This window comes from Rhodanobacter sp. 7MK24, assembly GCF_014842995.1.
Classification (GTDB): Bacteria; Pseudomonadota; Gammaproteobacteria; order Xanthomonadales; family Rhodanobacteraceae; genus Rhodanobacter_A.
On sequence record NZ_JACYXL010000008.1, the window covers coordinates 138643 to 159918 of the forward strand.

13 protein-coding genes and 1 riboswitch are annotated in these 21276 nt (G+C 67.0%); of the genes, 7 read left to right on the forward strand and 6 right to left on the reverse strand.

Annotation, left to right across the window (positions count from 1 at the left end):
* Positions 1-2 precede the first annotated feature (2 nt).
* Together IHE49_RS13540 and IHE49_RS13545 are read left to right on the forward strand one after the other, a co-directional pair.
* Positions 3-1394 (forward strand): sigma-54 dependent transcriptional regulator, encoded by a 1392-nt coding sequence (locus tag IHE49_RS13540; RefSeq protein ID WP_225578438.1) that lies wholly within the window; start codon positions 3-5, stop codon positions 1392-1394.
* Positions 1384-2736, forward strand: coding sequence for an ATP-binding protein (locus IHE49_RS13545; protein WP_225578439.1), 1353 nt, complete (start codon positions 1384-1386; stop codon positions 2734-2736). The genes IHE49_RS13540 and IHE49_RS13545 overlap by 11 nt, the downstream gene beginning before the upstream one ends.
* Positions 2737-2744: 8 nt before the next feature.
* Here the strand turns inward: IHE49_RS13545 and IHE49_RS13550 are convergent, their stop codons facing one another.
* Positions 2745-4607 carry an ATP-binding cassette domain-containing protein gene (locus tag IHE49_RS13550; RefSeq protein WP_192158749.1) on the reverse strand — a complete coding sequence of 621 codons (1863 nt, stop codon included), beginning with the start codon at positions 4605-4607 and terminating at the stop codon, positions 2745-2747.
* A 191-nt stretch (positions 4608-4798) separates the two neighbouring features.
* On the opposite strand from IHE49_RS13550, the gene IHE49_RS13555 reads away from it, so the two are divergent.
* Both IHE49_RS13555 and IHE49_RS13560 read left to right on the forward strand, forming a co-directional pair.
* Positions 4799-5956: a D-alanyl-D-alanine carboxypeptidase family protein gene (locus tag IHE49_RS13555; protein ID WP_343227581.1), complete on the forward strand. Its 1158-nt coding sequence runs from the start codon at positions 4799-4801 to the stop codon at positions 5954-5956.
* 143 nt (positions 5957-6099) lie between these two features.
* Positions 6100-8997: a protein kinase gene (locus IHE49_RS13560; RefSeq protein WP_192158751.1), complete on the forward strand. Its 2898-nt coding sequence runs from the start codon at positions 6100-6102 to the stop codon at positions 8995-8997.
* 86 nt (positions 8998-9083) lie between these two features.
* On the opposite strand, the gene metK is transcribed toward IHE49_RS13560, so the two are convergent.
* From metK to metE, 4 genes are all read right to left on the reverse strand, one after another.
* Positions 9084-10283 carry a methionine adenosyltransferase gene (gene metK / locus IHE49_RS13565; RefSeq protein WP_192158753.1) on the reverse strand — a complete coding sequence of 400 codons (1200 nt, stop codon included), beginning with the start codon at positions 10281-10283 and terminating at the stop codon, positions 9084-9086.
* Between the two features lie 133 nt (positions 10284-10416).
* On the reverse strand, positions 10417-11772 hold the full coding sequence (locus tag IHE49_RS13570) for a GGDEF domain-containing protein (protein ID WP_192158755.1): 1356 nt from the start codon (positions 11770-11772) through the stop codon (positions 10417-10419).
* 77 nt (positions 11773-11849) lie between these two features.
* Entirely contained in the window at positions 11850-13157 is a 1308-nt protein-coding gene (locus IHE49_RS13575) for a GGDEF domain-containing protein (RefSeq protein WP_192158757.1), read from the reverse strand.
* 141 nt (positions 13158-13298) lie between these two features.
* Positions 13299-15584, reverse strand: coding sequence for a 5-methyltetrahydropteroyltriglutamate--homocysteine S-methyltransferase (metE, locus tag IHE49_RS13580; protein ID WP_192158759.1), 2286 nt, complete (start codon positions 15582-15584; stop codon positions 13299-13301).
* A gap of 191 nt (positions 15585-15775) precedes the next feature.
* Positions 15776-16054, reverse strand: a riboswitch (cobalamin riboswitch).
* Positions 16055-16206: 152 nt separating this feature from the next.
* Between metE and IHE49_RS13585 the strand changes: the two genes are divergently transcribed.
* The 3 genes from IHE49_RS13585 (at position 16207) to IHE49_RS13595 (ending at position 20244) form a co-directional block, all read left to right on the forward strand.
* Entirely contained in the window at positions 16207-17931 is a 1725-nt protein-coding gene (locus IHE49_RS13585) for a lysophospholipid acyltransferase family protein (RefSeq protein WP_192158761.1), read from the forward strand.
* Positions 17928-18755, forward strand: coding sequence for a UDP-2,3-diacylglucosamine diphosphatase (locus tag IHE49_RS13590; RefSeq protein WP_192158763.1), 828 nt, complete (start codon positions 17928-17930; stop codon positions 18753-18755). The genes IHE49_RS13585 and IHE49_RS13590 overlap by 4 nt, the downstream gene beginning before the upstream one ends.
* A 151-nt stretch (positions 18756-18906) precedes the next feature.
* Complete coding sequence (locus IHE49_RS13595) at positions 18907-20244, forward strand: lysozyme inhibitor LprI family protein (RefSeq protein ID WP_192158764.1); 1338 nt, start codon at positions 18907-18909, stop codon at positions 20242-20244.
* A 24-nt stretch (positions 20245-20268) separates the two neighbouring features.
* On the opposite strand, the gene dusB is transcribed toward IHE49_RS13595, so the two are convergent.
* Complete coding sequence (gene dusB / locus IHE49_RS13600) at positions 20269-21255, reverse strand: tRNA dihydrouridine synthase DusB (protein WP_192158766.1); 987 nt, start codon at positions 21253-21255, stop codon at positions 20269-20271.
* Between the last annotated feature and the right edge of the window lie 21 nt (positions 21256-21276).

Genomic DNA, 21276 nt, shown 5'->3' on the forward strand with positions numbered 1-21276 from the left:
GCATGGCGCGTGAATCGAACCCCACTGTCCTGATCGCCGACGACCAGGCCGACGTGCGCGAGGCCTTGCGCCTGTTGTTGAAGGCCGAGGGCATTGCCAGCGTCGGCGTGGCCGACCCGGCGGCGGCGGTGGAGGCCGCCCGCAGGCGCGAATTCGCCTGTGCGCTGATCGATTGCAACTATTCGCGCGACACCACTTCGGGCGAGGAGGGTTTGAACCTGCTGGAGCGCTTGCGCCAGCTCTCGCCCGACTTGCCGGTGGTGACGATGACGGCATGGGGCAACGTGCCGCTCACGGTGGAGGCGATGCGCCGCGGCGCCGCCGATTTCATCGAGAAGCCGTGGGACAACGCGCGCCTCGCCAGCGTGCTGCGCACGCAGATCGCCTTGGCCGAAGGCACGCGCAAGCAACGCCGGCTGGAGGCGGAGAACGCACTGTTGCGCGGCGAGGCGGGCGAGGACTTCGTCGCCGAATCGCCGGCGATGCGCCGCGTGGTGGCGCTGGTCGAACGCATCGCGGGCAGCGACGCCAACGTGCTGGTGCTGGGCGAGAACGGCACCGGCAAAGGGGTGATTGCGCAACTGCTGCACCAGCGCTCGCCGCGCGCGGCAAGCTCGCTGGTCAAGGTGAACATGGGCGGCATTGCCGAGAGCGTGTTCGAATCGGAGATGTTCGGCCACGTGCGCGGCGCCTACACTGACGCCAAGAGCGAGCGCATCGGCCGCTTCGAACTGGCCGACGGCGGCACGCTGTTCCTCGACGAAGTGGGCAACGTGCCGGCTTCGCAGCAGCCGAAGCTGCTGCGCGTGCTGGAGGACGGCGAATTCGAGCGCCTGGGTTCCTCGCGCACGCAGAAGACGGACGTGCGGCTGGTCTCGGCCACCAACGCGGACCTGCTCGCCGAGGTGGCCGCGGGGCGCTTCCGCAGGGATCTGCTCTACCGCCTAAACACGCTGGAAGTGCGCCTGCCGCCGTTGCGCGATCGCGTGGAAGACATCCTGCCGCTGGCGCGCGCCTTTCTTGCCCGCAACGCGCAACGATACGGGCGCGACGGGCTGCGGCTGGCGCCTTCGGCGGAACGTGCGCTGATGGCGTGGCGCTGGCCTGGCAACGTGCGCGAGCTGCAGCACCTGATGGAGCGTGCTGCGTTGCTCGCCGAGCACGCCGAGGTGGGGGCGGCGGCGCTGGCCTTCGGCGAGGCCGCCGCGCAGCCCGCAACCGATCTCGACGGCATGACGCTGGAGCAGGCCGAGGCGCATCTGGTGCAGCGTGCGCTGGAACGCTTCGACGGCAACCTGCAGCGCGCCGCCGACGCGCTGGGCATCACCCGGCAGTCGTTGTACCGGCGGTTGGACAAGCACGACCTGCGCGACGGCGCCGTCGATGCCGACTGAGCAACCCGTGCAGCGCGCCGGCCGCATGCCGCGGTTCGAGCGGCGCGTGCTGCTCGGCAGCCTGCTGGTGGCGACGCCTCCCTTGCTTGCCTCGCTGGCGCTCGCCTGGATACCTATGGGCGAGCCGTTGCGCTGGACATGCGTGGCCGTCGCCGTTGCCGCCGCCTTGCTGCTTGCGCGCTGGCAATACCACCGTGTGGTGTTCCCGCTGTACACGTTGTCCGGCCTGTTGGAGGCATTGCGCCAAGGCGACTACAGCCTGCGCGGCGTGCACGGCGGCGTGCTGGGCGATGCGATCTACGACATCAACGCGCTGGCCGAGCGGCTGCAGCGCGAGCGGCTGGAGTTCGAGGAATCCTCCTATCTGCTCGGCAAGACGCTGGCGGCGCTGGACAGCGCGGTGTTCGTATTCGACGAGGGCCAGCGGCTGCGCTTGCTCAACCCGGCGGCGCAGCGCCTGCTGGATGCCGAGCGTCATCGCCTGTTCGGCCTCAGCGCTGCGGAGCTCGGTCTGGCTCCGCTGCTGGATGGGCCGGCCGCGCGCCTGCTCAGGCATGTATTCCCGGGGCGCAGCGGGCGCTTCGAGATCCGCCATGCGGCGTTGCGCAGCGGCGGACGCGGCGGCCGGCTGCTGGTGATCAACGACGTCGGCCGCGTGCTGCGCGAAGAGGAGCGTGCGGCGTGGCAGCGTCTGTTGCGCGTGCTGGGCCACGAGGTGAACAACTCGCTGGCGCCGATCCAGTCGATGGCCGGTACCTTGGCCACGCTGGTCGCCCGCGATCCCCTGCCGGAAGACTGGCGCGAAGATTTCCGCGGCGGGCTGGAACTGATCGGCCATCGCGCCGAGGCCCTGGGGCGCTTCCTTTCCAGCTACAGCAAACTGGCGCGCCTGCCGCCACCGCAGCCGCAAGAGGTGGAGTTGTCCGCGCTGTTGGCGAAACTGGCGAAGCTGGAACAACGCATGGCGGTGACGGTGGAAGCAGGCGAGCCGCTGACGGTGGCGGCAGACCCCGATCAGCTCGAGCAGGCGTTGATCAACCTCGTGCGCAATGCGGTGGAAGCCTCGCTTCCGGATGGCGGCGTGCGGCTGCGCTGGTGCCGCGACGGCGAGTGCGCCGTGATCGAAGTGGAAGACGACGGCCCCGGACCGCCGCCCAGCGACAACCTGTTCGTGCCGTTCTTCACCACCAAGCCCGGCGGTTCCGGCATCGGCCTGGCGCTGGCGCGTCAGATCGCCGAGGCGCACGAGGGCGGCGTGGCCTTGGTGGCGCGGGACGATGCGCGTGGCGCATTGGCGCGGCTGTGGTTGCCGAACCGCGTCGCGCCAGGGGAGCAGGGATAGGTCGCGCGTCAGCCGTCCAGTTCGGCCCAGCGCGTGTAGGCGCTTTCCAGCTCATGCTGCAGCTTCGCCAGCGATTCGTTCGCCTTGACGATGGCGGCGCTGTCCTGCTGGAAGAACGACGGATCGTTCATCGCTTCGCCGCGTGCGGCGATGTCGGCTTCGAGCTGTTCGATGCGCATGGGCAGTTGTTCCAGTTCGCGCTGGTCCTTGTAGCTCAGCTTGCGCTTGGCTTCCGGCGCGGGAGCGGGCGCAGGCGTCTGGCTTCTTGCAGCCTGGGTGGGAGCCGATGCGGCCGCCGCGGACCGTTGCCGCAGCCAGTCGCTGTAGCCGCCGACGTATTCGGCCACCCTGCCTTCGCCTTCCAACACCAGCGTGCTGGATACCACGTTGTCGAGGAAGGCGCGGTCGTGCGAGACCAGCAGCAGGGTGCCCTGGTAGCCGGCGAGCAGTTCTTCCAGCAGCTCCAGCGTTTCCACGTCAAGGTCGTTGGTGGGTTCGTCCATCACCAGTAGGTTCGACGGCTGCGCGAACAGCTTGGCCAGCAGCAGGCGGTTGCGTTCGCCGCCGGAGAGCCGCGTGATCGGTGCGCGGGCGCGTTCGGGCGAGAACAGGAAATCCTGCAGATAACCGATGATGTGTTTGCGCTGGCCGTCGAGCTCGATGTATTCGCGGCCCTCGGCCACGTTGTCCAACGCGTTCTGCGTATCGTCCAGCTGCAGGCGGTGCTGGTCGAAGTAGGCTATCTGGATGCCGGTGCCCAGCGTGGCGTTGCCGCGTTCGGGCTTGAGTTCGCCCAGCATGATCTTCAGCAGGGTGCTCTTGCCCGCACCGTTGGGGCCGACGATACCCACGCGGTCGCCACGCAGGATGGTCGTGCTCAGGTCGTCGATCAGCACGCGGCCGCCGTAGCTCTGGTGCACGTGCTCGAGATCGATCACCTTCTTGCCGGAGGCCTGCGCGTTGGCGGCGGTCATCTTCACGTTGCCGGACAATTCGCGGCGCTCTGCGCGTTCCACGCGCAAGGCTTTCAGTGCGCGCACGCGGCCTTCGTTGCGTGTGCGGCGGGCCTTGATGCCCTGGCGGATCCACACTTCTTCCTGCGCCAGCTTCTTGTCGAACAGCGCATTGGCCTGCGCTTCGGCGTGCAGGCGCTCCTCGCGGCGGCGCAGGTAGTTATCGTAGTCGCCGGGCCAGTCGGTGAGCTGGCCGCGGTCGATCTCCACGATGCGAGTGGCCAATGCCTGCAGGAAGCTGCGGTCGTGGGTGACGAAGAGCAGGCTGCCGTCGAAGGATTTCAGGAAGCCTTCCAGCCAGCCGATGGCTTCGATGTCGAGGTGGTTGGTGGGCTCGTCCAGCAGCAGCACGTCGGGCTTGCGCACCAGCGCCTGAGCCAGCAGCACGCGGCGCTTCATGCCGCCGGAAAGCGCGGCGAAGTCGGTGTCGGCGGGCAGTTCGAGCCGGGTCAGCACCTCGGTGACGCGGCGGTCGAGATCCCAGCCATGGCGGGCTTCGATCTGCGTCTGCACCTCGCCCAACGCATCCAGGTCGCCTTCGTGCAGCAGATGGTGATAACGCGCTAGCAACTGGCCGAGGTCGCCTAGGCCTTGCGCCACCACGTCGAACACGCTGCCGGCGGTGCCCTGCGGCACCTCCTGCGCCATGCGCGCGATGACGACGCCGGTCTGTACGCGCACTTCGCCGTCGTCGGCTTTCAGCTCGCCGGCGATCAGCTTCATCAGGGTGGATTTGCCTTCGCCGTTGCGACCGACGATGCACACGCGCTCGTTGCGGTCGATCGACAAATCGACGTGTTCGAGCAGGAGGGGGCCGCCGATGCTGAAATCGACGCGATGGAGTTGGATCAGGGACATCCGGCCATTCTAGCTGGCGACCGTGCGAATGCCGCTGCATGCGCTTGCGAATGGCTTGAACAATCCGTTGTGGAACATGGATTTAACGAAATTATTTCAAGTCTTGCCTGTAGAAATTTTCGCCACCTTGGGTTAAGGTCGCGGCCACGTGGGGTTTCCATTTGGTTGCAGTTTGTTTGCGAGGAAGTCGGGTGGCCATCGAATCGACGAGGCTGGGGCGGACGTTGGGTCGCTTGCGCGTGCTGCTGATGCTGACGTTGCTGTGCGGCCTCGGCAGCTTTGCCTGCGCGGCGCATGCCGGCTACGCGGCGATCGTCGTCGACGGCGAAACCGGTCAGATCGTGCAGCAGGTCAACGCCGACCAGCGTGATTATCCCGCCTCGCTGACCAAGATGATGACGCTCTACATCGCTTTCCAGGAATTGAAGAGCGGCAAGCTGAGCCTCGACCAGACGATGCCGGTGTCGGCATGGGCCGCCAGCCGCGCACCCACCAAACTGGGCTTGCACGCCGGCCAGACCGTCGCGGTACAGGACTGCATCCTCGGCATGATCACCAAATCGGCCAACGACGCCGCCAGCGTGATGGCCGAAGGCATCGGCGGCAACGAAAGCCACTTCGCCGACATGATGAATGCGCAGGCAGCGCTGCTCGGCATGAGCGATACGCATTTTGCCAACGCGTCCGGATTGCCCGACCCCAACAACACCTCCACCGCGCACGATCTGGTGAAGCTGGCGATGGCGCTTTACCGCGACTTCCCGCAGTACGCCCACTTCTTCGCCACGCAGGAGTTCGTGTTCCGTGGCCACATCGTGCGCGGGCACAACAATCTGATGTACCGCTATCCGGGCATGGACGGGTTGAAGACCGGCTTCACCGACGCTTCGGGTTTCAACCTCGCCTCCACCGCCGTGCGCGATGGCCACCGCCTGTTCGCCGTGGTGTTGGGGAGCCGTACTGCGAGCGGGCGCGATCGCTTGATGGCGCGCTTGCTGGACGACGGCTTCGACGGCCAGCAGACCCCGCCGATCCTGGTCGCCGAGGCCGGCGGTGTGCGGGCGGGCAGCCGCGCTGCACGCCTGCTCGAAGCGATTTCGCCGATCCAGACCGCCGATGCGGATACTGTGCCGGCTTCGCAGCGCAACCCGGCACCGGCGGCCCGCTCGACGCGCGGCCGCAAGGTAGTCGCCGACGCCGGACGCAGCTGCTCGCGCAGCGGTTCCACCTGTCGGGGCATCACTGCGCATCGCACGCGTCACAGCGCTCCCCGTCTGGCGGCACATCACCCGCGGAGCAAGCAGAAGCCGGCCGTCGTGGTCGCTTCGCGCAGCGACACGGACGACTAGGCGGCTGTCTTCCCGTCCAGGCGGCCATGCCGCGCAAGGGCACGGGCAGACCATCGATCTGATCGCTTATCCTTCGACGCTAGGATGCGTCATGCGGGGTTGCCCGCATGGCTGCGGGCCATGCCGCGCATACAGGGGAACCCATGACCGGTCAGCTGACCGACCGTTACTTGCTTGCCAAGCGCATCGCCATGGACGCGTTGGAGATCGATGCGTCAGGGCGCGATGACCTGATTGCACGCGAATGCGGCGGCGACGAAGTGCTGGTGCGCGAAGTGCGCTGGATGATTGCCGCGATCGAGAACAGCCATACCGCCACGCTGCCGTTGCAGCCGGGCGATACGGTGGATCTGAGCGGCAGTGACGCCCAGGTCGATGCGCCGCGGCATTACCGCCTGGTGCGCCGCGTGGGCGAGGGCGGCATGGGCGTGGTCTACCTCGCCGAGCGCGAGGACGGCGGCTTCGCGCAACAGGTGGCGCTGAAGGTGCTGAACGCCTCGGCCATCGGCTCCCCCACGTTGCTGGAGCGCTTCGTGCGCGAGCGGCAACTGCTGGCGCGGCTGGAGCACCCCGGCATCGCGCGGCTGCTCGACGGCGGCGTGCTCACCGACGGCCAGCCCTTCCTGGCGATGGAATACATCGAGGGCGAGCGCATCGATGCGTGGTGTGCCCATCGTGGGTTGGCTCTGCGCGAACGCGTGCAACTGTTCCTCAAGGTTTGCGCCGCGGTGGAGTACGCGCATCGCAACCTGGTGATCCATCGCGATCTCAAGCCCGCCAACATCCTCGTCGATGCACAAGGCGAGCCCAGGCTGCTGGACTTCGGCATCGCGCGCCTGATCGACGCCGAGGCCGTCGAGACCACGCTCACCATGACCGGCCAGCACGCGCTGACCCTTGCCTACGCCAGCCCCGAGCAGATCGAGCAACAGCCGTTGACCATCGCGGTGGACGTCTACGGGCTGGGCATGGTGCTGTACCAGCTAGTGGCAGGGCGGCGTCCCTGGCAGCACATCACCACGCCACACCAGTTGAGCCAGGCGATCGTCACCGGCGAGATCGTGCCACCCAGCCGCAGCAGTGAGAATCACGACACCGGCGGTTATGCCGGATCGCCGCGCAGAACGGTGCCCGCGGATATCGACGCGATCGCGCTGAAGGCGTTGCGGCGCCAGGCCAGCGAGCGTTATGCCACCGTCGGCGCGCTCGCCGACGACTTGCGCAACTGGCTGGAGCGGCGGCCGGTGCTGGCGCGGCGGGGGCGCCGTCTATATCGCCTGCGCCGTTTCCTGCAACGCAACCGCTGGCCGCTGACCGCCGCCGCTGCATTGGTGCTCAGCGTGCTGGCCGGCCTGGGCACGTCGCTTTACTCGCTGCACCAGGCGCGCGTCCAGCAGCGCCTGGCAGAGCAGCGCCGGCAGCAGCTGGAACGCATGGTGCAGTTCCAGCAATCGATGTACGACAGCGTGGACATCGGCGCGATGGGGCATGCCGTCGTCGCCGCGGCGCAGCAGCAGGTCGGCGCGGCGCTGGCACCGGTCGCATCGAGCGCCGCGCCGCCCGCGGACGGCGCGCTGACCAAGGCCTTCGCTGCCGTGCAGGCCACCGACATCGCGCGTTCCGCATTCGACACGTATGTGGTTACGCACACGCTCGACAATCTCGATCACGCTTTCCCTGAGGCGCCGCAACTGGCCACCGACTTGCGCCAGTCGCTGGCGCGCGTATTGCTGGGTATTGGCAGCTATGCACATGCGGCGCGCGAGCTGCGCAAGGTGATCGCTGAGCGGGAACGCGAACCAGCCGAAGTCCACGATCTGCTGTCCGCACGCGCTGATCTCGCACAAGCGCTGGAGTCACAGGGTCAAACCCAGGAAGCGGCGAGCCTTTACAGCCAGATTGCCCGAGAGTCCGAAGGGCTGGCGCCGGTCGACGAGCTGCGCATCGCCGCCAAAGCCGGCAGCGCACGAATGCTGGTGGCGCAAGGGCATCAGCGGCAGGCCTTACAGGAGCAGCAGGCCCTGTACGCCGAGTTGAAATCTAAGCTTCCTGCCACTGACCATGGCCTGATGCAGCTGCGGCGCGATCTGGTCGACACACTGGTGCAGATGGGACGGCGCAGCGAGGCGCGTATAGAGCTGGAGTCGCTGCTGGCGTTGGATCGCGGCGTGCTGGGCGCGGAGAATTCGGAGACGCTGCGTGCGACGATCACCCTGGCCAAGCTGCTGCGTGCGGACGGCGAGTTCGAACGCTCGCTGGCGCTGGCCGAGCAGGTGGTGGCGATCCGCCAGCGCCGGCTCGGCGCCGATCACCCCGACACGATCGACGCACGCTACGTTGCGGCTACGGACGCCACCAAGCTGGCGAACGATCCTGCCTCGCTCTCGCGCATCCGCGGCACGCTGCAGCATGTCGTGGACACGCGTCGCCTGCGTTACGGCCCGGACAATCCGCAGACGGTGTCGGCCATGACTGGCCTGGTGGCGCTGGTGGCCAAGCAGGGTGACATTGCGCCGACTGGTCGCGAGGCGCAGCCGTACTACATGCAGGCGATTGCATTGGAGCAGGTGATCATGGATTCGCATGTGCGCATGCTCGGGCTTGACCATCCGCATACGCTGCTGGCACGCGGCAGTCTCGCCAGTCTGCTCGATAAAGCCGGGCGGTACAGACAGGCGCTAGTGCAGGCAGACGAGACCCTGGCTGGCCAGCGCCGCACACTCGCACCTGACGACCCGATCATGTTAGGGACGCTCAATATGATCGGTGACATCGAGAGCGATCTTGGCGACTGGGCAAACGCCCGCGATGCCTATCGGCAGGCGCTGGCGGCCCGTGCACAGCGTTTCGGTCCCGAGGCACCGCATAGTATCGAAAGTGCCTCACGGTTGTACTTGGCGCTGGTCAAGCTGCGCGATACCTCCGCCGCTGCCGATGTGCGCAAGCATTACCTAGATCCGGTGATCGCGATGGACCCGGCGACCCTCAACGCCGCCATGCGCAGCGTGCGCGACGAGGCGATCCGCATGATCAAGCCTTAGGGCGGCCGTGGCTTCGTTCGTGGCGGGTGCGCCAAACGAAACGGGCCGCTTGCGCGACCCGTTTCGTTGACGAGGATGACGCCGTCTTACTTCAGCTTGGCGTCCGCACGCAGGGCCTCAGCCTTGTCGGTCTTCTCCCACGAGAACGCGGTGTAGACCTTGCCGTTCTTGTCCTTGATCTCGACCGGGCTGCGGCCGAAGTGGCCGTAGCTGGCGGTCTGCTGATACATCGGGTGGATCAGGTCCAGCATCTTGAGGATGCCGTACGGGCGCAGGTCGAAGTGCCGGCGGATCAGCTTCTCGATCTTGTCGTCGCTGATCTTGCCGGTGCCGAAGGTGGTCACCGAGATCGAGGTCGGCTCGGCCACGCCGATGGCGTAGCTCACCTGCACCTCGCAGCGGTCGGCGATGCCGGCGGCCACGATGTTCTTCGCCACGTAGCGCGCGGCGTAGGCGGCCGAACGGTCCACTTTGGACGGATCCTTGCCGGAGAATGCGCCGCCGCCGTGGCGGGCCCAGCCGCCGTAGGTGTCGACGATGATCTTGCGGCCGGTGAGGCCGCAGTCGCCCACCGGGCCGCCGATCTCGAACTTGCCGGTCGGGTTGATGTGGAACTTGGTGCCCTTGTGCAGCAGCTTGCCCGGCAGCACGGGCTTGATGATGTGCTCGCGCACGGCCTCGATCAGATCCTTCTGCTTGATGCCCGGATCATGCTGGGTGCTGAGCACCACGGCGTCGATCGCGGTGGCCACGCCGTTGTCGTAGCGCAGGGTGACCTGGCTCTTGGCGTCCGGGCGCAGCCACGGCAACGGCGAGTTCTTCTTCTTGCGCACCTTGGCCTGCTGCTCGACGAGGCGATGCGAGTAGTGGATCGCCGCCGGCATGCCGTCCTTGGTCTCGTTGGTGGCGTAGCCGAACATCAGGCCCTGGTCGCCGGCGCCCTGTTCCTCGGGCTTCTTGCGGTCCACGCCCTGGTTGATGTCGGGCGACTGCTTGCCGATCAGGTTGAGCACGCCGCAGGTGGCGCCGTCGAAACCCACGTCGGAGGAGTTGTAGCCGATGTCGAGGATCACCTTGCGGGTGATCGCTTCCAGGTCGATCCAGGCGCTGGTGGTGATCTCGCCGGCGACGATGGCCACGCCGGTCTTGACCATGGTTTCGCAGGCCACGCGGGCGCGCGGATCCTGCGCGAGGATCGCGTCGAGCACGGCATCGGAGATCTGGTCGGCGACCTTGTCCGGATGGCCTTCGGAGACCGATTCGGAAGTGAACAGATGGCTGGACATCGGGTTTATATCCTCGTGTACGGATAAAGAGATAAAAGAAAGTGCGCCATCATACCATCGCGCCGTACCGGCGTTGTACCCCTGGCTGAACCGGGCTTTGGACGGATGGACGGCTATCTGCCCGCCGCCGGCCTCACGCCGCCTCGCAGCGGTTGCGGCCGTTGTCCTTGGCCCGGTAGAGCGCCTGGTCGGCGCGTTCGAACAGCGACTCGGGCGTGTCGTCGTCGCGCATCGTGGCGATGCCGCACGACAGGGTGATCGGCACCACCTGGTTCTGGCTGTGGAAGCGCGCTTGCCCGATGCGTATGCGCAGGCGCTCGGCTACCCGCATCGCCTCATTGGCATCGGCGGTGAGCAGGGCCACGAACTCCTCGCCGCCGTAGCGGGCGAGGTAGTCGCCGGGGCGCAGCGCGGCCTGCAGCTGTTCGGCCACGATGCGCAGCGCGCGATCGCCGGCGGTGTGGCCGAGCAGGTCGTTGATCGACTTGAAATGGTCGATGTCCAGCATCAGCAGGCTGATGTCGGGCGCGTTCGACTCGTGCAGCGAGGCCATGCGCGCCTCCAATGCGCGGCGGTTGGCGAGGCCGGTGAGCGGATCGGTGTCGGCCAACTGGAGCTTCTGCTTCAGCGTGGCTTCCATGTTGCGCGTGCTGGATTCCAGTTCGCGGATGCGCTCGCGCATGCGTGCGGTGTGTTCGTACCACGCCTGCTCGCGTGTCTGCTCGCGCTCGCGCAGCGTGGCGAGGTGGGCGCCGACCGCGGCGAGCCGCGCATGCACGTCGGCTTGCAGGCTGGGCAGGTCGGAGGCTGTGCGCGCTCGCTCGCGCAGCGTCAGCATCTCGCCGGCCATGCGTTCGCCCAGCTCGCGCCGGGCCATGACGGCATCGTTGCGCGACTGGTTGTCCTCGTCGAGATGCTCGGTCAACGCAGTCAGTTCGTTGTCCACGTGGTCCAGCAGGCGGCTGGCGGTGCGCTGGGCCTCTTCGAGTTGCTCGATGTGGCGCGCGACCAGGGCGGCCAGCGCCTCGCCGTGGGCCTGCAGCATCCTGGTGTCGTGGCAGCCGACGATGCGTTGGCGCAGGGACTCCAGTTCGGCGCCGGCCGTCTCGCCCAGCGGCAGGCGATCGAGGATGGCGAGCAGCAGGCGGTCCAGCACGGGTTCCGCCGCCTGCGGCAAGGGAACTGGAGGCGGCGATGGCGGCAGGGCGGCCTCCCTGGATGGCTGGGCGAGCTCCTCGTCCAGCACGGCCACGGCGTCGGTCAGGGCGTCGAGCAGCGGCGTAAGGCGCTGCTCATCGAAAGTGTTCCGGGTGGCCAGCCGGATATCGCTCAGCACGGCGTCCAGACCGATGTTGCGGCCCTCCGCCGCATAGGTCAGGCGCGAAAGCAGGCGACGCAGCAGCGCATCGATTTCGCGCCAGCGTTCGCGCTCGCGCTCGAACATCTCGATGGCGTCGGGTATGGCGGAATCGGGGTGGTCGGAAGCCATCGGCGTGGTTTCGCGTGTCGTGGTTAGGCCCATCGTACGCTGGAAAGGTCCCGGATCTGAGTATTGCCGGGCGGTTCTTACAACACCATGCAGCGGTTGCGACCGGCACGCTTGGCCTGGTACAGCGCGCGGTCGGCGCGCTCGAACACGCTCTCGGGGGTGTCACCGGCCCGCGTGGTGGTGACACCGCAGGACAAGGTGACGTGCACAGGTTGATCCTGGCTGCGGAAGCGCGTGCGTTCGATCCGCTCACGCAAGCGTTCGGCCACCAGTATCGCTTCTTCCGGACCGGCTTCCAGGATGGCCACGAATTCCTCGCCGCCATAACGGGCAAGGAAATCCCCCGGGCGTAGCGCGGCCACCAATTGCTCCGCGACGATACGCAGGGCGCGGTCGCCGGCGCCGTGCCCCAAGCGGTCGTTTATTTCCTTGAAATGGTCGATGTCCGCCATCAGCAGGCTGGTGGTACCTATGGGCGTGTCGCACAAGTTGGGCATGCGCACTTCCAGCGCGCGGCGGTTGGCGAGGCCGGTCAGGGCATCGGTGTCGACCAGATGGCCCTTCGCCGCCAGCATGGTCTCCATGCGTTCGATGTCGTCTTCCAGTTGACGGACGCGATGGCGCGAACGCTTCAGGCGCTTCTGCCAATCCTGCTCGCGCTCCGCTTCGCGGTCGCGCGCGGAGGCAAGGTGGTCGCGGATGGTGGCCAGCCGTGCCTGCACGTCATGGCGCAGGCTGGCAAGGTCGGGCGCCGCGCTGGCGTATTCGTCCAGCGCCTGCACTTCGTCGAGCATGCGCCCGTTCAATTCGTGGCGGGCGGTGACGGCGGCGTGGTTGGCGCTTTCGTCCTGGTCGAGGTATTCGGTCAGCGATCCCAGGTGGCAATTGACATGGTGCAGCAGCTGGGCCGCCGCGCGGCGTTCTTCCGACAGTTGCTTCAGCCGGCGATTGACCAGTGCGGCCAGTGTCTTGCCGTGTTCGCACAATGCCTGCGCATCGGTGCAGCCGGCGACCTGCTGGCGCAATTCGGCCAGATCCGCGGCAGGTTCTTCCAGCGCGAGGTAGTCAAGTACGGCGAGCAGCAATTCGTTGGCTGCCGTCGGTGCGGCATCCGGCTCGGGGCGGAACGCGGCGTCCGGCGACTTCACCGCTTTGGCCAGCGTGCCGAGCAGGGTGGCGATACGGTTGTCGCCGCCAGGCTCGCGCATGAGCCCGCGCAGTTCGGCCAGCGTGCTCTCCAGCACATGGTTGTGCAGATCGCCCGAGCCGGCCAGTTGGGCCAGCAGACGATGCAGCAGGCCGCCTACATGGCGCCACTGTGCCTCGCGCAGCTTGAGCACTTCGACTTTGTCGTGCGGGTTGGTGCTGGGCTGGGTGGTGTCCATTGGCAGGGGTTATCGGCAGTCCAGACGGCATCTTAAACCGGTTCCGGGGCTTCGCCTTGCCCCGCGCCACGTGCGAAGCGCAGGGGATGGCCGGTAGAAACACGCCTTGGCGTTTCTACCGGCTCCCGTGCCAGGAACGGGTCAGGCCACGATGTCGGTGCGCAGCTGGCGGGCGCAGCCCACCATGCGGCGAAGCGCCGGTTCCACCTCGGCCCAGTCGCGGGTTTTCAGGCCGCAGTCCGGGTTCACCCACAGTTGGCCGGCATCCAGCACCTCCAGGGCTTTGCGAAGCAGGGCCAGCATTTCCTCCTGCGTCGGTACGCGCGGCGAGTGGATGTCGTACACGCCGGGGCCGATGCCGTTGGGGTAGCGGAAGCGCACGAAGGCGTCCAGCAATTCCATCCGCGAGCGGCTGGTCTCGATCGAGATCACGTCGGCGTCCATCGCGGCCACCGCCTCGATGATGTCGTTGAACTCCGAGTAGCACATGTGGGTGTGGATCTGGGTCGCGTCACGCACGCCACCGGCCGTGATGCGGAAGCATTCCACCGCCCAGGCGAGGTAGGTCGGCCAATCGGCGCGGCGCAGTGGCAGGCCCTCGCGCAGCGCAGGTTCGTCGATCTGGATCGCGCGGATGCCGGCGGCTTCCAGGTCGTGCACCTCGTCGCGCAGCGCCAGCGCGATCTGCCGGCAGACTGTCTCGCGCGGCAGATCGTCGCGCACGAAGGACCACTGCAGCATGGTCACGGGGCCGGTGAGCATGCCCTTCATCGGCTTGTCGGTAAGCGATTGCGCGAAGGCCGACCAGCGCACCGTCATCGGCGCGGGTCTTGCCACGTCACCCCAGATCACCGGTGGTTTCACGCAGCGGGAGCCGTAGCTCTGCACCCAGCCGAGCTTGGTGAACAGGTAGCCGTCGAGTTGCTCGCCGAAGTACTCCACCATGTCGTTGCGCTCGGGCTCGCCGTGCACCAGCACGTCCAGCCCGATCTCCTCCTGGAAGCGCACCACGCGTTCTACCTCGGCCTTCAGCCGGTCTTCGTAGGCCTTGTCGGCCAGCTTGCCGGTGCGATGCGCGGCGCGTGCCTGGCGCAGTTCGTCGGTCTGCGGAAAGGAACCGATCGTGGTGGTGGGCAGCGGCGGCAGCGCCAGCACTTCGGCCTGTACGACGCGGCGCGAGGCGTAGGCCGATCGACGCAATGCCGATTGCGGACTGAGCGCCTGCAGGCGGCCGCGCACAGCCGGGTTCAGCACACCGGCCTGCCCGGCCTGGCGGTCGAGCAGGGTCTGCTGCGCGAGCAGCGCGGCTTCGGCTTCGGGATGGCCGGCCAGCGCATCGGCGTAGGCGCGCAATTCTTCCAGCTTCTGCTTCGCGAACGCCATCGAGGCGCGGCGTTCCGCGGGAAGGGTCGTCTCGGCCTCGAGGTCGATCGGCACATGCAGCAGCGAGCAGGACGGGGCGAGCCACAGCCGTTCGCCACCGAGCCGCGTGTGCGCCTTGCGCAACAGCGGCAGCACCTGTCCGGGGCGGCTGCGCCATACGTTGCGTCCATCGACCACGCCGGCGCTGAGCACGCGGCCTGCGGGCAACGCATCGAGCACGGCATCGAGCTGCTGCGGCGCGCGCACCAGGTCGACATGCAGTCCATCCACCGGCAGCTCCGTGGCCAGCGCCAGGTTGTCGCCCAGGGCGCCGAAATAGCTGGCGAGCAGGATCCTGGGACCGTTCGCCGCGGCCAGCGCCGCATAGGCCTTGCGGTAGGCGGCGTGGTCATCGGCGTCCTGGTCGAGTACCAGGCAGGGCTCGTCCAGTTGCACCCATTCCGCGCCGGCTTCGGCCAGCTGGCGCAGCAACTCGGCGTAGGCGGGCAGCAGTCTGTCGAGCAAGGCCAGCCGGTCGCTGCCGTCCACGGTCTTGGAGAGCAGCAGGAACGACACCGGACCCAGCAGCACCGGACGCGCCCGGTGGCCCAGCGCCTGCGCCTCGCGGAGTTCGGCCAACGGCTTGTCGCCGGTCAGGGCGAAATGCTGGCCGGCATGCAGTTCCGGCACGAGGTAGTGGTAGTTGGTGTCGAACCATTTGGTCATTTCCAGCGCATGCAGATCATGGCCGTCGCGCCGATGGCCGCGAGCCATCGCGAAGTAGCCGTCCAGACGGCTGTCCGCGAAAAGCGCCCGGTAGCGTTCCGGGATCGCGTCGAACAGCACGGCGGTGTCGAGCACGTGGTCGTAAAGGCTGAAATCGTTGCAGGGCACGACATCGGCGCCGGCGTCGCGCGCCAGCCGCCAGTGCCGCGCGCGCAACTCGCGGGCGGCATCGAGCAGGGCCTCGACAGGCGTTTCGCCTCGCCAGTGCGCCTCCAGCGCACGCTTCAGCTCCCGCTTCAGGCCGATGCGGGGAAAACCAGGATGGGTAACGAGCGACATGAATGATTCCTCTTGCGGATATGGGCAAAGAGGAACGAAGGATGGGCAGTGGTTGCTGCTCCGTTGACCTTCGCCCCCGCGGGCGAACCGGCTCACGCGGGCGCGACGCAACCGCCGCATGGCACGCGGCGGGCGCGGCGCTCCCCGCGGAGAGCCAGGCCGATACAAGCCCGCGCGCATGCTTTCGCGTGACGCGCAGGCTTCGCCGGGGCAGGTCTTCGGGCTCGTGGACGAGGCTGGCTATGCGCCGGCCGCCTACTGTCCGCCGCTTCCCGGGCATCGAGCCTGAGCTGCAGAAATATCCGAGACGAAACGGATGATTTCCCGCTCAGGCGCTTGCGCCCAGTGCTGATGGCGAAGGTCGTTTCCACATACCGCTGCGGGGCAGCGCCGGATTCGCACCGGCTTCCCTTTTAATTTCATCTCTTCATTCGAATAAAGAGATGAAAACCTCGGCGCTGCGCAAGGTACGCCGTGGCGCAGCATCCGTCAATGGGCGGATGGCCGTCCAAACGCCATGGGGAATTCGACGCCCGGCCTGTCACGCCGTTGACGCAGCAGCGCAACGCAGCCGTCCCGGTAACCGCGGAATCTTGCGGCAGGCCAAGCCGGGAGACTCGCCATGCAAGCCATCGAGCAGCGTTTGCAGCAACGCTATCCGCACTGGTTCCGCGGTCACCGCGGGCGACTCGCCGCTCCGCTGCTGCACGGATGGGCCAGCTGGTCGGGGCTGGATGGCATCAATGCCTTCTGTGCGGAGGCGGAGCACGCCGGGCTGCACGGCTTCGCCTTCGTCGAGGCGGCGCTGCGCTATCTGCAGCTGCGCTACGACGTGGACGAGCAAACGCTGGCGCGCATTCCGCCGCAGGGGCCGCTGCTGATCGTCGCCAACCACCCTTGCGGCGGGCTCGACGCGTTGGCGTTGCTGGACATGGTGGGGCGAGTGCGTCGCGACGTGCGCATCGTCGCCAACGAAGTGCTGGCGCTGGTGGAGCCGCTGGCGGAATTGTTGTTGCCCGTGCGCGTGTTCGGCGGCAGCGCCGGCGCGGCCAGCCTGCGCCGGGTGGAGCGCGCGCTGCGCGATGGCGAATGCGTGATCGTGTTTCCCGCCGGCGAAGTCTCGCGGCTGGGACCAGGCGGCGTGCGCGACACGCGCTGGCGCCCCGGCTTCCTGCGCTTCGCGCGCCGCACCTCGGCGCCCGTGTTGCCGGTGCGCATCGAGGCGCGCAACTCGGCGTTGTTCTATGGGATTTCCGCGCTATGGCGGCCGGCTTCGACGGCACTCCTGGCCAGGGAGATGTTCGCGCGGCGCCAGCGCCCGATGCGTCTGTATGTGGGCGAAGCCTTGTCGCTGGCGCAGGACGAGGACGAAGGCGCGGCGTTGAAACGCATCCGTCACGCGGTCTACGCGAGCGGCCGCAGGCCTGCCGCCGCCCTGGCCGTTGCCGCGGTCGGCCGGCAGCCGCTGGCAGCGGCCATCGACGCTGACGTGCTGGCGCGCGCGATGGAGGCCACCGAACTGCTCGGCTGCACTGGCGACGGCAAGCAGATCCGCCTGGCGCGCCATGCCGGCGGCTCTCCGCTGCTGCAGGAAATCGGCAGGCTGCGCGAGTTGAGTTTTCGCGAAGTCGGCGAAGGCACCGGACGCAGCCGTGACCTCGACGCCTACGACGCGCACTACGACCACATCCTGGTGTGGGATGCGCAGGCGTCGTGCATCGCCGGTGCCTACCGGGTGATGCGCGGCGCCGAGGCGCTGGCGCGCAGCGGGCTGGCTGGCCTCTACACCGCATCGCTGTTCCGTTACGAGGACGAAGCGGTGCCGCGACTGGCCTCCGGGCTTGAGTTGGGACGGAGTTTCGTGGTGCCCGACTACTGGGGCAGCCGCAGCCTCGACTACCTGTGGCAGGGCATCGGTGCATATCTGCAGCGTTATCCGGGCGTGCGCTACCTCTACGGCGCAGTGTCGATCAGCGCGGCCATGCCGCACGAGGCGAGTGAACGGATCGTGGACTATTACCGGCGCTATTACGGCAGCGCGCAACGGTTGGCCAGTGCGCGCCGGCCGTTCGTCGCCACGGGAGCGCCATCCGCGCCTGACGGCCAGGACGACGGCAATGCGGCGTTCGACTCGCTGAAGGCGGCACTGGCCCGGCTGGGCGCCTCGGTACCGATGCTCTACAAGCAATACACCGAGCTGTGCGAACCCGGCGGCGCGCGCTTCCTCGCCTTCGGCGTGGACCCGGACTTCAGCGGCGCCATCGACGGACTCATCGAGGTGGACCTGGAGTGCGTGCGTCCGCGCAAGCGACAACGCTACCTGCAGGCGCGGAGCGTGCCGGCATGAGGCGCCTCGTCGCGGTGACGCAGCGGCCATGGAACGCGGTGTTCATTTCCGACGTGCACCTGGGCACGCGGCATTGCCATGCGGCGGAGCTGGCGGACTTCCTCGACGGCCTGCGCTGCAGGCAGCTGTACCTGGTGGGCGATATCGTCGACCTGTGGTGGATGGCGCAGCGCCGTTCGCAATGGAGCGGTGCGCATACCCGGGTGATCGAGGCGCTGCACGCGCTGCATGCCCGCGGCACGGAGATCGTCTACGTGCCGGGCAACCACGACCGCCCGTTGCGGCGGGTGTGTGGATTGATGCTGCCCGGCATGCGGGTGCGACGGCGTGCGGTCCACGTCACCGCCGACGGCCGCCGACTGCTGGTGACGCACGGCGATGACTACGACAACGTCACCCAGTTCGGCGGCCTGCAGGAGCGCCTGGGTGATTGGCTGTACTACCGCATCCTCACCTGCAACCGCTGGCTCAACATCGCGCGCCGGCGCGCCGGCCTGCGCTACTGGTCGCTGTCGGAATTCGTGAAGCGGCGCAGCAACGCCGCCGAGCGCTACATCGAGCGCTTCGTGCAGGCCGGCCTCGACGATGTCGCACGGCGCCAGCTCGACGGCATCGTCTGCGGGCACATCCACCGCGCCGGACTGATCGAGCGGAACGGCCTGATCTATGCGAACGATGGTGACTGGGTGGAAAGCCTCACCGCGCTGACCGAGGATGCGGACGGCGTGCTGCGCCTGCTCGGGCATCGTGGCGAGGTGCTCGCCGAGATACCGCCGCGGCTTCGCCTGACGATGCTGGAGTTGCCGCGCGAGCTGGCTGCCTGAAGGTCCGTGTTTCCTGCCGGCGCGTCGAGGACGGTTTGACGGATTGACGCGGTCTGCCCTCGTCTTGTCACGAGCTTGCCCGCCCGCGGCCGCAGAAGGCATCGAAAGGCATGCAAGAATCCCTTGCCGCTGGACGGCAAGAGGGACGGTCATGCGCTCGATCTGGATGAAGCTTTCGTTGGCTGTGGCCCTGCTGGGCGTCGTTCCGCTGGCGTCAGCGGCGGGGTTCGATTGCGCGAAGGCAAAGAGCACGGTCGAACAGAAGATCTGCGCCGATCCCGAGCTGTCACAGCTCGACAGCCAGATGGCACAGGCGTTTGAACGAGCGCGTGCCAAGGCCGCGTCGCAGTTGGAGGCCTTGTTGCGCGATCAGCGCAACTGGCTAAGTGAACGTAACGAAGCGGTGTTCGGCCCAGGAGGCGCTTCGTTGTACCAGGAGCGCATTGCGTTTCTTCAGCATGTGTTTGACACGTCGCCAAAGGACGCGCCTCTGCCTGCTGCCATCGCGAAGTACCTCACAAGCCAATCGCCCGGAGCACCAAGTTGGGAAAGTGACGGCGCAGTTTTCAAGACGGCAACGGAACAGTCATACGATCCGACAAGATCGTTGCCGTTCGATACAGGCCCACTGACCAAGCTGGTTGGCCCAGCGGGTCAATTCCTCAACCCGGAACTGGACCGCCTCGATGCCTTCCGATTGGGCGCTCTTTCTTCGCAGATTATGTTTGGCAACTGCGAGGGCATGGTGTTTTACATTTTCAGCTGGCGTGATCGGGTAGTGCAGCCTGCTCCTGTGCCAGCGGTGTTCGACCGTGGCTGCGTAAGTTTGGATGATTCGTACTGGTCGCTCGTGGAATTCGAGGGGCACGCCTACGCCTTGAGCTCGCATGATGACAGTGCTGCAGCTAACGATATCGAAGTTCAGCAATGGGATGGAAGCAATTGGGCTGACCCGAATAGAGTACATGTGCGTTACGACTACCACACGTCGCTGGAATATGTGCATTGTGCATGGGCTGATTGCACAGGATTGTCCAATCTGGCTAGCAAGACTCTTGAGCGTTACGTACGCGACCGTGACCCCGACGCGCTAAGTGGCCACATTCCGGCCGACGCGCAAGCACAGTTCGAAGCACAGCGAAAACTTGCCGAACAAGATACCGATGTTCAGTACTTTTCCTGGGGCGAGACGGTGGACAGCCAGGAAGGGCCAGAGAGTTACTACGCCGACCATAAGGATGGCCACGAAAATGGCTTTTCGGGATTCATGAAAGGCGTGTTTTTTCCCATTCGCTGGCATGGTGAATGGTTGCTGGGTTGCATTGGCCATGCCTCGTTTGTCACGAGTGTCAGCGACGATTGGCTGCTTGGCATATGGCGCCGGGATGGTGACGAATTTGTGCCGATTCTTGGCATTGTTGCGCCGACGCAGCGCACTCGCTTTCTGCTGGCGGCTTGGTTGCCGGATGCCCGTCCCAATTCGAATTGACCCTCGATTTGCAGGCCTAAACCATCACGCCGCCAACAATTCCCCAACCGCCAACGCCTCGAAATAATCACGCACCAGCCGCAACTGCTCCTGCGCACTCTCCGCGCGATTCGCCACCTGCCGGAACGCGGCATTCTCGGGCCGATCTTTCGCATACCAGCCCAGGTGCTTGCGCGCGATGCGCACGCCGGCCTGTTCGCCATAGAAGGCGTAGAGGTGTTCCAGATGACCGAGCAGGATCGTCGCCACTTCGGCGTGCGTGGGTTCGGGCAGCAGTTCGCCGGTGGCGAGGTAGTGGGCGATCTCGCGGAAGATCCAAGGGCGGCCCTGTGCGCCGCGGCCGATCATCAGCGCGTCCGCGCCGGTTGCGGCCAGCACGTGCCTGGCCTGCTGCGGTGTCGTGACGTCGCCGTTGGCGAATACCGGGATGCGCACGCTGGCCTTCACCGCGGCGATGGTTTCGTATTCGGCTTCGCCTTCGTACTTGTCGGCGCGGGTGCGGCCGTGCACGGCGAGCGCGGCGATGCCAGTGTCCTCGGCGATGCGCGCGATGGCCAGTGCGTTTTTGTTCTGGCGGTCCCAGCCGGTGCGGATCTTCAGTGTCACCGGTCCTTCCACCGCATCCGCTACTGCCTTGCAGATGCGCGCCACCAGCGGCTCGTCCTGCAGCAGGGCGGAGCCCGACCACACGTTGCAGACTTTCTTCGCCGGGCAGCCCATGTTGATGTCGACGATCTGTGCGCCGTTGGCCACGTTGAAGCGCGCGGCCTCGGCCAGCATCGCCGGATCGTAGCCGGCGATCTGCACGCTCACCGGCTCGGGTTCGCCCGCGTGGTCCATGCGGCGCAGCGACTTGCGTGTATGCCACAGGCGCGGGTCGGCCGTTGTCATCTCGGACACGGCCAGGCCCGCGCCCAGCCGCTTGCACAGCAGGCGGAAAGGCTTGTCGGTGACGCCGGCCATGGGGGCCAGCGCCAGCGGCGGGTCGATGCGGTAGGGGCCGATTTGCATGCGGGTATTGTACCTGCCTGA

What these genes read in the sequence shown, in the direction of transcription:
- IHE49_RS13540 (WP_225578438.1), top strand. Translation starts at nt 3, where the DNA reads ATGGCGCGTGAATCGAACCCCACTGTCCTGATCGCCGACGACCAGGCC.
- IHE49_RS13545 (WP_225578439.1), top strand. Translation starts at nt 1,384, where the DNA reads ATGCCGACTGAGCAACCCGTGCAGCGCGCCGGCCGCATGCCGCGGTTC.
- IHE49_RS13550 (WP_192158749.1), bottom strand. Translation starts at nt 4,607, where the DNA reads ATGTCCCTGATCCAACTCCATCGCGTCGATTTCAGCATCGGCGGCCCC.
- IHE49_RS13560 (WP_192158751.1), top strand. Translation starts at nt 6,100, where the DNA reads ATGACCGGTCAGCTGACCGACCGTTACTTGCTTGCCAAGCGCATCGCC.
- metK (WP_192158753.1), bottom strand. Translation starts at nt 10,283, where the DNA reads ATGTCCAGCCATCTGTTCACTTCCGAATCGGTCTCCGAAGGCCATCCG.
- IHE49_RS13570 (WP_192158755.1), bottom strand. Translation starts at nt 11,772, where the DNA reads ATGGCTTCCGACCACCCCGATTCCGCCATACCCGACGCCATCGAGATG.
- IHE49_RS13575 (WP_192158757.1), bottom strand. Translation starts at nt 13,157, where the DNA reads ATGGACACCACCCAGCCCAGCACCAACCCGCACGACAAAGTCGAAGTG.
- metE (WP_192158759.1), bottom strand. Translation starts at nt 15,584, where the DNA reads ATGTCGCTCGTTACCCATCCTGGTTTTCCCCGCATCGGCCTGAAGCGG.
- IHE49_RS13585 (WP_192158761.1), top strand. Translation starts at nt 16,207, where the DNA reads ATGCAAGCCATCGAGCAGCGTTTGCAGCAACGCTATCCGCACTGGTTC.
- IHE49_RS13590 (WP_192158763.1), top strand. Translation starts at nt 17,928, where the DNA reads ATGAGGCGCCTCGTCGCGGTGACGCAGCGGCCATGGAACGCGGTGTTC.
- IHE49_RS13595 (WP_192158764.1), top strand. Translation starts at nt 18,907, where the DNA reads ATGCGCTCGATCTGGATGAAGCTTTCGTTGGCTGTGGCCCTGCTGGGC.
- dusB (WP_192158766.1), bottom strand. Translation starts at nt 21,255, where the DNA reads ATGCAAATCGGCCCCTACCGCATCGACCCGCCGCTGGCGCTGGCCCCC.